Here is a 12,037-nt window from a genome sequence, read left to right as displayed (position 1 = left end):
TGCTTGGTGACAATAGCGTTTTGGACCCACCTGACTCCATGCCGAACTCAGTAGTGAAACGAAACAGCGCCGATGATAGTGTAGCATTTGCTATGTGAAAGTAGGACATTACCAGGCTTCAAATTAAAGAAACCCGTTACAGCAATGTGACGGGTTTTTTGCTGTCTGGGATTTAGTAAAGAGCCCATGCCGAACTCAGTAGTGAAACGAAACAGCTCGAAGGCTAGCCCCGGCCAACGATAGTGTAGCATTTGCTATGTGACTTTCTACCGCTGTGGGCACTACGACATCCCAGGCTTTAAATTGTAGAGAGCCCGACTAGAAATAGTCGGGCTTTTTTACGTCTGCAGAAAAGTGAAATATGCGCAATTAATATACACTCATACCAACACCATCAAGTAGGGCGGAAAAATAGATCACTTAATTAAGCGAATTGGCATAAAAATAAAATTGTGAACTACCGAATTTACGTTTTCGGTTTGTGTAAGCAGTTGTTTAGGTGAAGTATCAAACAGAATTTATAAATTAGTTTGATTAGTTGATTATAACTCGTTAACTAACCACAGACTTAGCTTGTTTATGAGGGCAATGAATACTAATATGATTTCATGATCTTATAACTAAATCTATTGGCTTAGTTGTTTTAAAATTACTACCAATAATGATTGTGAGCTGTAACTTAAATGCCTTATGAAACATTTGTAGATGACTCTGCATCGCTAGTTGAATTTACCCGAGTTTACTTAGCTATTTTTTATACTTTTGTTGCCGGATTTTATACATTTAGAATTATTTATAAAAATCGAAATACACCATCTGGCGTTATTTATCCCGGTGATAAATTTTGTACTAGTTGGTGGAACCATATGGTTTTTAAATTTTTCAGGGCTGCTATTTGGTTTATATGTGTAATTAGAGTGTTTGTACCTGAGTTAGATAGCTACCTTGGGCTATTCCCAATTCTCAATGGCTGGCCAGGTGTATTATTTGGCGATATTTTATTGAGTGCAGGTTTTATTTTGACGATGTTTGTACATTTTCATATGGCGGCACTTTGGCGTTCAGGAATTGATCCTAAGGGACCACATGAGCTTAAAACATCAGGATTATATGAATACTCTAGGAATCCGATGTATTTAGGCGTTGTAGCTGCACAGGTGGGGTTCTTTTTAGCCTTACCTAGTATATTTAGTTTGACCTGTTTAGTTATTGGTTTTACAGCTATATATAGACAAACATTAGTTGAGGAGGCTCATTTAGCCCATCGTTTTTCTATAGAATATAAAGAGTATAAACAACTAGTCCCTCGCTGGTTATAGCTTGGGATTGAGCTTTAAATACGTGGATTTTTAAGGCAAAAGTAAAGAAGTGTTCTGTGTTGGCTTGCTAAAATCCAGCACAATAGACATAAATCAGATCACTTCTTTTTGTTTTATACCAATTCGCTTAATTAAGTGATCTATTTTGAGGATGGAAAAACGTGTTGATAGCTAGGCAAAAAATTTGCTATTTAGTTGTTCTAAATGAGAATTTTTTAACACAGGTAGCGACACATTTAGCCCCGCAAAATGATTAAGTATTATTGCGGATTGGTATTATATACTTTTTCATAAACTCTTGTTTAGTAATTGCCTTTGAAAAAATGTAGCCTTGAATGTAATCACAAGCAAGCTGCTTTAATAGGTCATACTGTTTTTGTGTCTCAACTCCTTCAGCAACTACCATTACGTCTAGATTGTGAGCCATAGTGATAATAGCTTTCACGAGAGCAATACTATTATCGTTTGATTCTATATCGTTGATAAATGAGCGATCTATTTTTAAAATATCTATATCTAAGCGTTGTAAATACGCCAAAGAAGAATAACCAACACCAAAGTCGTCAATCGCAATATCTATATTAATAGTGCTTAAGCGTTTTAATTGTCGTTGTATTGACGAGTCGGGATCCATTAAAGTATTTTCAGTGACTTCAATTAAAATGGTGTTTGCAGGTAGTTGATACTTTTTACTTGCTACAATCCATTCATCCACCCAGCAACCAGCACGGTCAATTTCAAGAGGTGATGTATTCACACTGACTTGAATTGCCTTTTCACTTAAAACATTGAATTGGACGGTATCTTGAATTGCTTGAGATTTTACCCATTGGCCGATATCGTTTATTAATCCGTTTTTTTCAGCGACAGGTATAAATTCATTTGGCCCTATTAGGCCTCGTTCAGGGTGATTCCAACGAATTAGAGCTTCAGCTTTTGGTACTGATTTCCCGTCAATTGAAAATATAGGTTGGTAAAATAATTCAAATTGGTTTTTAACAATTGCAGTGCGTATCTCCTCTATTAGACGACGCTTTTCTGTGGCTTTTTCTTCTATAGCATAGGAGAAAAACTCATAGCGATTCCGCCCTTTATTTTTAGATAAATACATTGCTTGGTCAGCGCGTCTAACGAGCTCTTCTACTGTTAAACCATCAGCAGGGAAAAATGTTAAACCTATGCTTGCAGTAACATAGACTGTCTCTTTTTTTACTTTAATGCTCTGCATTAAACTACTTTTTACTGCTTCGGCAATTTTTGATGCTTCATCCGGGCTATTTACACCCTCTAAAATTAATGTAAATTCGTCACCACCCAAACGTGCGACTGTATCTTCAGTCGTTATACAACTTTGCAGTCTTGTTGCTACTTGGTGTAAGAGTAAATCACCGTAGTCGTGCCCTAGGCTGTCGTTTACTTCTTTAAATCCATCCAAATCTATGAATATAAGTGCGAATTTCATTTCCTTAATACTTACTAAGCTTTGTAGTTTTTCGTAAAAATAACGCCTGTTTGGTAAGTCGGTCAATCCATCTTGGTAGGCATATTGTTGCAACTGAATATTCGCATTTTCAAGTTCATTAGTACGCAGTCTAACTTGGTTTTCTAATGAATTTTCTCTTTGCTCAATGTTGTATAACATCGCATTAAAACAAGAGGTTAATTGTCCTACTTCATCTTGTGATAGCTGTTTAGCGCGTAAGCTATAATCGTGTGATGTAGTTATTTTACTTGCTGTTTGAGCTAAATATAAAATAGGGTTTAAAAAGCGACGCCTTAATAAAAGAGATAAAATTAGGCTGATGGCAAAGGTGAATATCATCAAAATCATTATAAACTTAAAGTAAAAAGTAATTCTGTCTTGAATGTAGCTGTTGTTAGCGCGTATTTTTAATATACCGTAATCATGCATATCGAGCTGAAGGGGTGTACTTACTTCAATACTTTGCTCCATATTTTCATCTTCGGATTGCGCAATAACAAGTTGCTCACCAGTCATACTTGTTACCATTATACTAATAACATCTGAGCGTATAAGTATTGGGTTTATAAGCTCTTGCACTGCATCTATATCATCAAACATAAGTGCTGTAGTTATATTCGGTGAAAGCATTTTTGACAGAGAGCCCAAGCTTTCTATTTGTTCCTCTTTAGCGCTAGTGATTTCATAAGCACTAAATACAATGGTTACTGTCGCGGTTGATACAAGTGCAACACTCATTAAGATAAATAGTAATTTTTTGCTCATCGTATTTAATGCAAATAGTTTTTTCATTGCGCTACCTATCTACAACGCGGGCAAGGCGTAGCACTTTTGAGCTCATAGTAATGCCTGCATCTTTAAGCTGTTTCGGAGCAATTTCAAAGCGAATTTTACCACTGGAAAGAAAAAACCTGATATGACCGCCATTTTCAATAAATGTGTCTGTTTCACCAATGAGCATAACGTTTTTCAGCTCTAAAGGTGTTATGTTTTGCCATTCGATAAATGTATCAGAGGTAATAAATAGCATGTTACACGCCGAGGTTGTTACTTCATCCAGAGTGATTAATTTATTGTATAGAGGTAAGTTTTTTATAGTGCGACTTTTTAAAGCGTTGTTAGCCGCATCAATAAAGTATTTATCAGGGCTACAAATAATAAATTCATTAAGAGATTCTAAATGATAATCCCAGTGTCCAAAACGTGCAAAGTTATATAAGAAGCCTGCTTTTAGCATGTATTCTTTTTCAACAGCGCCAACGCTGGCACTAAGAAGTGTCAACGTTATTAAGCTACTGTGAATTAAACTTCTTAATTTAATCATCTAATTAACTTAGAAATTTGCTGAAATTGTAAATGTAATACATTCATCAATATAGTTTGGTAATGTATAGGTTTCGCGCGTATTATTGTACTCAATATGTGAACCTGCAAAGAGGTTTTTACCCGAAATTGCAGTAGACCACACAGGTGTTGCTTGCCAATTCCAACTAACATCTAACGTTGTGTAATTATCAGTGTTATATGCATTTGAGTTTATTGCGCGCAATGTCGCAAACACATTATGGTTGGTTAAAAAAGAATAATCGGCTTTTGCAAATAACTGCCTGTTTTTAGAGTCATAGCCGATTGCGGGCTCTACTCGAGGAGGTAAATCGTAGTTATAATCGGTGTAACTATAACCAAACTCAGTATTGAGATTATCAACAGGTTGCCACGATACAACTAGGTCGAACCCTTTAGTGGTCGTGTCTGCTACAGATGCAAAGTCTAAATCTATGCGAGTCATTGTTAGTGCTTGAAATACTTCTGGGATTCTCCCTGCTAGAAATAATTCAAGTATAGGTGTGAATTGTTCAGCATGCGTATTCATATCAATAACCGCTACGTTATTAGCATCGGTATAATAAGTAGAAAGATCCAATGACCAATCGTTAGCAGTAAAACGGTAGCCTAATTCATAAGATAGATAGTTTTCAGATTTAACTTTGTCGTTACCATTTAGGTAGGTTGCAATTCGGTAGTCGTCTATTTGTCCAAAGCCAGAGCTTAAACCGGTAAGATCTTTAATTTCAGTACCATTAACTTTAAAGTTGTCGTTAAATTCAATCAATGTTGGTGTACGTACACTTCTCGATATAGCACCCCAAGTAAGGTGGTTATCTACTGGTTTGTATATAAGCCTTGCTGACGGTTGATTTTCCCAGCCAGTTAAATCGTTATGATCAAGCTTAGTACCAATAATAAAATCGAGTGTATCAGGCGTCACATTGTATTGAGCTTGAACAAGTGCACCAAACTGTTTGAGGTTATCAAAGTTTTTATCGCTATCTAAAAATACACTTTCTGCGAAAGAGATAGAGTTATACCGGTAGTTTAATCCCCAATCTAGCTGTAGAGATTGGTATATGAAGTTCATTTGATAATCAATATCTATCGATTCAAAATCTTCTTTAATATAATCTTGGGAACCATTTTGTTTCAGCCAAGAAATTTGTAGCATTTGATTGGCATCGGGCGACACTCTGTTTTCAAGGCGTGCCATTATGCGTGAGTCTGTTCGCTTTAAATCATCTGAGAATGAAATGTTTTCGTTGGTTTCATCTATAACACCTCGGTAGTTTTGACCAAGTGTTGAGTGAGTAACGTCCCCCTGTAGTAGCGCAGACCACTCATCATTAGGGGTAAAGTCAGCCCGAAAACCTAAAGAATTTTGTTTAGTTGTATCGTTAGGTGCGAGTAAGATCCCTTTTTTTGATTCATTCGCATCTTTTACATGACCATACACACGGTAGCTGCCTATGTTACTTATATCACCACCGTAACGAAGATTTGCATCAACATTTATTTGATTACCAGTTGTTACGTTTGCGTATCCACCGCGAGTATCAATACTGTTTTTAGTAATGATATTAATCACGCCATTATTTGCGTTACTACCCCAAAGTAATCCGCCTTGTCCGCGTATTACTTCAATGCGCTCAATGTCATACAAAGGAACGTTGAGTGTTTCCCAATAAACTGCAGCAAATTTTGGGGTATATAAGCTTTGTCCGTCAATCATAACCAATAGTTTGCTAGAAAATCGAGAGGCAATACCTCTTGATGAAATAGCCCATTGATTGTTATCGAGCTGACGTACAATTAAACCAGGCACCATTTTCAGTGCTTCAGGTACTGATGTAGCACCAGAGTTAGTAATTTGTTCTTTACTTAATACATAAATAGATGAGGCGGTATCAAATGCTGATTGTGCTCTTTTCATCGCAGAAGTTGCTTGTACATCCATGCCCATTAAAGCATCAAGATCGAGGTCTTCATCTTCAAACGGCTCGGCCGTTAAGAGAGGGCAAACAAAAAGTAATGGCCAAAACAAACGTTGTGATATTTTCACCCAAAAGTCTCCTGCGCAATCAAAAATCAAAAACAGTCTTTGTTTTTGTAATACATGTGATATCACACAATATTAACATACATTAACAGTGTAAAAGCATAGATGAGATTAAATCAAGGTAGCTAATTTTGTAGTAGTTAAAAGGTCTAATTTCGCCCAATTGAACTGTAAAAATATAGTTAAATGAACTTTATAAGTATATTTATTAAAGAGTCAGTAAAATGTAAATAGCTGATAGTTATATGTTTATATACGACTTAAAATTTAGTCTATTTCAGAATAACTTCAAAGTATTTATGGTTATTAAATATTTAATCTTAACTTTTTCGTGTCATGCTTCTCAAAGCAATATTAATTATATGGGCACAATTTATACTTAGCCCTGTGTTATCTGCGATTGTGGTTTAATTATCTTTGCTTTTGTTAAAGCTATATAGAATACTTAAATTTGCTTGGTTTTGCTTTAAAGGCACCAAAGTATGATAAAAAATGAATTAATTAATGTAGAAGAAGTACTCGATTTAATGCTTGATGCCGTTTGTGTGGTAGATAAACAAGGCACATTTGTTTTTGTAAGCGCAGCATTTGAGCAAATTTTTGGTTATACGGCCGACGAAGTTGTAGGCAAAAAGATGATTAACTATGTTTACGAAGGTGATCATTACAAAACTCATAACGCCGTAACTTCGCTATTGTCTGGCGAAACGGTAAACCCTCGCTTTGAAAACCGCTGGATGAGAAAAGATGGTCAATTAGTCCATATATTATGGTCTGTTCGTTGGTCAGAGCAACATCAAGTAAGAATTGCAGTAGCGCACGATATAACTGAGCGAAAAGTAATGGAAGAGCAGCTCCATTACATGGCTCGGCACGATGTGTTAACTGGTTTGCCTAATCGCTCTTTATTGATGGAGCGATTAGAAAAAGTAATTATTAGCGCAACTACAAACAACACATTTTTTTCTTTACTGTTTATAGACATAAATGGCTTTAAAGCAGTAAACGACACCCACGGACACGAAACTGGCGATAAGCTTTTATGTGCTATAGCAAAAAGGCTTTCAGCGTCGGTTAGGCATTACGACACAGTAGGGCGTTTAGGTGGAGACGAATTTTTAATTATTTTAGATAATTTAAGTTCTAGCCACGAAACCGTCAGAATAAAAAATAAAGTCCTCACTGAGTTTAAAGCTGTCTTTAAGTTAGATGACGTACTACTAAATATTTCCCCCAGTATTGGCTTTGCAAACTACCCAGAGCACGGACAAACAGATCATGAACTTATAAAATCTGCTGATCAAGCTATGTACAAAAATAAACAACAAGGCTTAGATAACGTAACCTATTTACCTTAAAAAATTATGCTGAACTACCACCTTAGACAGCTCATCTTCACAACGCCCTTAACTACAATACATTACTTACCGCCACATTTTTAATAGCGGTTTTCCAGCGCTGCGTTAAAAATCTATAAATGCTCTTACAGCAGTTTGTAGGTAGTTCCTTGATAAATAAACTGCACAAGTTATGTCTGGGTGATAATGAAGGCAATTACCGTATAGGCAGTAATACATTTTTTACTAATGATGCAGGCGAAAGCAAAGTTTCGGTCACTGATTACGCAACAGCAATGGTTGATGTAGCGCAAAATGCAGCGCACGTAAATCAGCATATTAGTATTGCCTACTAATATGGTTACTAATCAAAAGCGTTTGATTATTTAGATATAACAATACTGGCTCACAAGGCTAAAATAATTTAATCTGAGCGTATTAATTCTTATTAAATTATTTGCCTTATGAGCCTTCTTTTTTCTCTTGCGTTAGCAAGCCTTCCCGCTTTACCTGAGCCTGTTGCAAATAATGCTGTGGCTAAAGTTATTGTAAAAAACCAGCCCTACTTTTTAAGCTTTATGGGGCTGGGGCGCGATAAACAACACTCGTCAGTGCATAACAAAGTGTGGGCGCTTAAAGTTGGCGATTCACAGTGGCAATCTAAAACTGGTGTGCCTTCAAGCTTGCCATTAAAAGGGCGCTTAGCAAGCACCGCAGTCGGCTTAGGCGAGTACGCTTATGTGTTTGGCGGTTATACGGTAGCAGAGGATCATACTGAAGTTTCAAGCCCCAACGTATATAGGTACAACGTAATAAAAGATACCTACACTCACCTTGCTAGCATGCCAGTACCCGTAGACGATAGCGTAGCGCTGAGCTACAAAGCGCGTTACATTTATCTAATTAGCGGTTGGCATAACGACGGCAACGTAAACTTAGTACAAGTATACGACACGCAAAATAATACATGGCAACAAGCCTCGCCATTTTTAGGTGAGCCCGTATTTGGCCAAGCCGCTGCTATTAGTGGTAACACCATTGTTATTTGTGATGGCGTTAAAACACAAGCTAATCCTGATTCGCGTCGCTCGTTTGCAGGTGTAGCACAGTGCTTAAAAGGCACAATAGATTCAACTAACCCACAAAAAATAGATTGGCGTACCTTGCCACATCCAACAGGCACTGCTCACTACCGAATGGCAGCCACCAGCTATAATGGCAATATTTATATGATGGCAGGCTCTAATAACCCATATAACTACAGCGCAATAGGTTACGACGGCAAACCTGCACCAGCAAGTGACCATGTTTGGCGCTTTAGTATCGAAAAAAACAAATGGCAGATTTTATCCCCAGTTGAAGTAAAGAGCATGGATCATCGTGGCTTACTTGAGCACAGTGGGGTTTTATATCGAATTGGCGGCATAGATAATAATCAGCAAGTAAGCGCTAACGTGCTCGGTTACGAGGTTGAAAAGTGAACACTCTTTACATTACAGGAGCGGGAGTCAGCGCAGCCAGTGGTATTCCCACCTTTAGAGGGGAGGATGGTTATTGGACCATTGGCAGTAAAAATTATACGCCTATGGAAATGGCAACGCGCGCAATGTACCAAAACGCCCCAAAAGAGTTTTTAGCATGGTATTACCATCGCTTTGCAACGTATCGCAACCATGGCCCAAACGACGTACACCATTGGCTAAGTGACAAAAACCTAATTACTCAAAACATAGATGGGCTTGATGGCAAAGCGGGTAACAAAAATTACATAGCGATACACGGCAGGCTTGATCAAATGACCTTATTTCATGAGCAAGGTGAGCCTGTCACGCCACTTGCCACCCCGTGGGATAGCGTAGACGAAAACTGCCTGCAAGAGTCTCTTTTTGAGCTATTTAATATTCAAAACCAAACGCCTGAGCTAAACCATTCATTTAAGCCCTTTGTTTTATTATTTGACGAATACTACACCGAGCTTTACAGAATAACACAAGCACAACAGCGTATGTTCAACGCCGATAAAATTGTATTTATGGGCACTTCGTTTAGCGTCAATATTACGCAAATGGCAATTGAAATAGCCCGAAATTACGACATTCCTGTTGAAGTGGTTGACCCTGAACCTGCACATATTTTGCACGCTAACGTCACATATAAAAAAATGAATGCATTAGATTACATTCAATCTAATTAATAAGTGCTATATTTTAAAGGGGTTGGTAATGTTTTCTTAAATATTAAAATCTCTTTATATAATATTAACGAGTCAAAAATGTTATTATTATCCTGATTATAACAATACTAAAGAGATCTGAATGAGCGACTTAACTGCAATAGCAAACTTGTCCCTTTTACTTGTAGAGCCTTCAGAGGTTCAGCAAAAAATAATAATAAAATCGCTTTTAGAAAGTGGTGTAAAACAAGTTGAAACTGCATCTACACAAACACAAGCGCTTAGCTTATTAGCAAGTTATCACCCTGATCTAGTTATAAGCTCTATGTATTTATCTGACGGGACAGCCGACTCACTATTGCAAGAAATAAGATCAAACCCTATCACCGAGCATCAACCTTTTATGCTTATATCGAGCGAGCGTAATAAAAAATACCTTGAGCAATTACGCCAATCGGGTGTGCTGGCTATTTTGCCTAAGCCTTTTAGCGCAAAAGCCATTACCCGCGCACTCAAAGCAACCCTCGATATCATAAGCGAAGAAGAAGTAGAACTTGATCATTTTGACGTAACGTTGCTGCGAGTTTTAGTGGTAGACGACAGCCGCTTTGCGCGTAAACACATAATACGTGTACTTGCAGGGATGGGAATACCTGCACCAATAGAAGCTGAAAACGGTAAAGAAGCTATTGAGCACTTGAATAACCAACCGTTTGACTTAATAGTAACCGACTACAACATGCCAGAAATGGACGGGCGAGAACTAACAGAAGCCGTTAGAAGCTCAAATAGCTACTCACATATTCCTATTTTAATGGTGAGCTCAGAGGCAAACGACACTCACCTAGCTAATATTGCTCAAGCGGGAGTTGATGCTATTTGTGATAAACCGTTTGAACCGGCCACAGTGCGAGAATTATTGTTTAAAATAATGTCTTAAAAGTAAGTACAAGCGTAGGACGGTTATTATTTGGCCTACGCTCATCTTTAAAATACATTTACTATTACAGTTTTCCTAATCTATAAATGAGTAATGCCGTTTTTTTAATGTTTTTATCAAGGCTGGTTAAATCGGCTGTTTCGTTTTTAGTGTGCGCACCGCTGCCCATCAAGCCTAAACCATCAAGTGCCATATCAACATGGTTTGCCGCAAACGAAATATCAGCCGCACCTGCATTGCGTGGATTGGCGGCTACTACTTTGTTGAAGCCTAAGTCGTGGCTTGCGTCGCTGTATAATTCTAATAGCTTTTTATTGCCATCAGTTAATGCCATTGGCGGATAACCATCTTCAAAAATAAGCTCTGCTTTACTGCCATCTAAGTTTTTAGCCACAATTTGTAGCATAACCCTTTTAGCGCTTTCTACCTGCTTTGGCGAAAGTGCGCGTAAATCACCTGCAACATGCACGGTTTGTGCAATTACATTGCTTTTACCAAACGCCGTTGCTGACGAGTTAGCACTGTCGTAGTCGGCATTGGTACCGCCCACAATAAGCCCTGGGTTAAATGTTAAATTAGGTTGCGTGGCAAGTTGCTCTCTAAAATCATTTAAAATGCGTGATGCTTCGTAAATAGCGCCATAACCAACGCTGTCGCTAAATATTTGCGACGAATGCGCTGCATTTGCCGTTACATTTAGCGTCCAGCCGGTATAACCACGGCGCGCCGCCATAGCTGTTTTTATATTGTTATCGCCATTTTCATAGCCAAGCGCTACGTCAGCCCAAATTGCTGCATCAACAATAGCTTGTTTAGATAAGCTAAGTGGGCGACCGCTGCTTTCTTCATCGCCAGTCAGCAATACTTTTATGCTTACATTTTCGAGTAAATTAAGGGCTTGTAAGCTTTTAAGTGCGGTAATTATTATCGTGTTACCGCCTTTCATATCGGCAACGCCTGGGCCACTGGCTGTATCGGCATCAAGTTGTTTGTAGGTAGTAAAGTTATCGTTTTTGGCAAATACCGTATCTAGATGGCCGATCATCAGTATTTTTATTGCATCGGGGTTTTTACTCTCATGGGTTGCCAGTACATGTCCTGCGCGGTTAAACGCACTGCCATCCAGCCATTCTACTTTAAAACCAATGGCCTTAAGTTGCTCGCTTGTCAGCGCGCCTACTTTTTTTACACCTTCAATATTAAGCGATCCGCTATTAGTATTTACGGCTTGCTCTATTTCTTTAAGTGCTTGGGGAATATTTTTATCGACCTGTTTTACTATTTCACGCTCATTTTTATCAAGCGCCGCATGGCTTGTAAGTGGTAGGGTACTAGCAAGTGTAAGGATAAGTGCATGGCTAAATTTTAAAAATGACATAACAGCATAATAAGTG

Annotated in this window: 10 protein-coding genes and 1 rRNA gene; 7 read left to right on the top strand and 4 right to left on the bottom strand. The window is 38.0% G+C overall.

Features of this window, described 5'->3' with window-relative positions; genetic code table 11:
• Window positions 1-2: 2 nt before the first annotated feature.
• Window positions 3-117 (top strand): 5S ribosomal RNA (rrf, locus tag H5090_RS19505).
• Between the two features lie 566 nt (window positions 118-683).
• A complete protein-coding gene (locus tag H5090_RS19500; protein ID WP_182696525.1) occupies window positions 684-1,319 on the top strand; it encodes an isoprenylcysteine carboxylmethyltransferase family protein in 636 nt (211 codons plus the stop codon).
• A gap of 253 nt (window positions 1,320-1,572) precedes the next feature.
• Here the strand turns inward: H5090_RS19500 and H5090_RS19495 are convergent, their stop codons facing one another.
• Genes H5090_RS19495 through H5090_RS19485 form a run of 3 tightly spaced genes read right to left on the bottom strand, consistent with a single transcriptional unit; the run spans window position 1,573 to window position 6,196 of the window.
• On the bottom strand, window positions 1,573-3,594 hold the full coding sequence (locus tag H5090_RS19495; RefSeq protein ID WP_182696524.1) for a bifunctional diguanylate cyclase/phosphodiesterase: 2,022 nt from the start codon (window positions 3,592-3,594) through the stop codon (window positions 1,573-1,575).
• A 4-nt stretch (window positions 3,595-3,598) separates the two neighbouring features.
• Window positions 3,599-4,126 (bottom strand): YfiR family protein, encoded by a 528-nt coding sequence (locus tag H5090_RS19490; protein ID WP_024596128.1) that lies wholly within the window; start codon window positions 4,124-4,126, stop codon window positions 3,599-3,601.
• A gap of 9 nt (window positions 4,127-4,135) precedes the next feature.
• Complete coding sequence (locus H5090_RS19485; protein WP_182692675.1) at window positions 4,136-6,196, bottom strand: TonB-dependent receptor domain-containing protein; 2,061 nt, start codon at window positions 6,194-6,196, stop codon at window positions 4,136-4,138.
• Between the two features lie 479 nt (window positions 6,197-6,675).
• Between H5090_RS19485 and H5090_RS19480 the strand changes: the two genes are divergently transcribed.
• The 5 genes from H5090_RS19480 to H5090_RS19460 all read left to right on the top strand — a co-directional run bounded on the left by H5090_RS19480 (window position 6,676) and on the right by H5090_RS19460 (window position 10,643).
• Window positions 6,676-7,551, top strand: coding sequence for a sensor domain-containing diguanylate cyclase (locus H5090_RS19480; RefSeq protein ID WP_182696523.1), 876 nt, complete (start codon window positions 6,676-6,678; stop codon window positions 7,549-7,551).
• Between the two features lie 149 nt (window positions 7,552-7,700).
• A complete protein-coding gene (locus tag H5090_RS19475) occupies window positions 7,701-7,886 on the top strand; it encodes an epimerase (RefSeq protein WP_024594980.1) in 186 nt (61 codons plus the stop codon).
• Between the two features lie 108 nt (window positions 7,887-7,994).
• A complete protein-coding gene (locus H5090_RS19470) occupies window positions 7,995-9,011 on the top strand; it encodes a kelch repeat-containing protein (RefSeq protein ID WP_182696522.1) in 1,017 nt (338 codons plus the stop codon).
• Entirely contained in the window at window positions 9,008-9,724 is a 717-nt protein-coding gene (locus tag H5090_RS19465) for a Sir2 family NAD-dependent protein deacetylase (RefSeq protein ID WP_182696521.1), read from the top strand. The genes H5090_RS19470 and H5090_RS19465 overlap by 4 nt, the downstream gene beginning before the upstream one ends.
• A gap of 121 nt (window positions 9,725-9,845) precedes the next feature.
• Window positions 9,846-10,643 carry a response regulator gene (locus tag H5090_RS19460; protein ID WP_182696520.1) on the top strand — a complete coding sequence of 266 codons (798 nt, stop codon included), beginning with the start codon at window positions 9,846-9,848 and terminating at the stop codon, window positions 10,641-10,643.
• 64 nt (window positions 10,644-10,707) lie between these two features.
• Here H5090_RS19460 and H5090_RS19455 read toward each other — a convergent pair whose 3' ends face one another.
• Window positions 10,708-12,021 (bottom strand): M20/M25/M40 family metallo-hydrolase, encoded by a 1,314-nt coding sequence (locus tag H5090_RS19455; RefSeq protein ID WP_182696519.1) that lies wholly within the window; start codon window positions 12,019-12,021, stop codon window positions 10,708-10,710.
• Window positions 12,022-12,037: the final 16 nt, after the last annotated feature.

Source organism: Pseudoalteromonas sp. SR43-5, from assembly GCF_014163835.1.
GTDB lineage: Bacteria > Pseudomonadota > Gammaproteobacteria > Enterobacterales > Alteromonadaceae > Pseudoalteromonas > Pseudoalteromonas distincta.
This window is presented reverse-complemented; position numbering and strand designations above follow the sequence as displayed.

Coding starts and splice junctions, on each gene's coding strand:
- H5090_RS19500 (WP_182696525.1), top strand. CDS start 684: ATGCCTTATGAAACATTTGTAGATGACTCTGCATCGCTAGTTGAATTT.
- H5090_RS19495 (WP_182696524.1), bottom strand. CDS start 3,594: ATGAAAAAACTATTTGCATTAAATACGATGAGCAAAAAATTACTATTT.
- H5090_RS19490 (WP_024596128.1), bottom strand. CDS start 4,126: ATGATTAAATTAAGAAGTTTAATTCACAGTAGCTTAATAACGTTGACA.
- H5090_RS19480 (WP_182696523.1), top strand. CDS start 6,676: ATGATAAAAAATGAATTAATTAATGTAGAAGAAGTACTCGATTTAATG.
- H5090_RS19470 (WP_182696522.1), top strand. CDS start 7,995: ATGAGCCTTCTTTTTTCTCTTGCGTTAGCAAGCCTTCCCGCTTTACCT.
- H5090_RS19460 (WP_182696520.1), top strand. CDS start 9,846: ATGAGCGACTTAACTGCAATAGCAAACTTGTCCCTTTTACTTGTAGAG.
- H5090_RS19455 (WP_182696519.1), bottom strand. CDS start 12,021: ATGTCATTTTTAAAATTTAGCCATGCACTTATCCTTACACTTGCTAGT.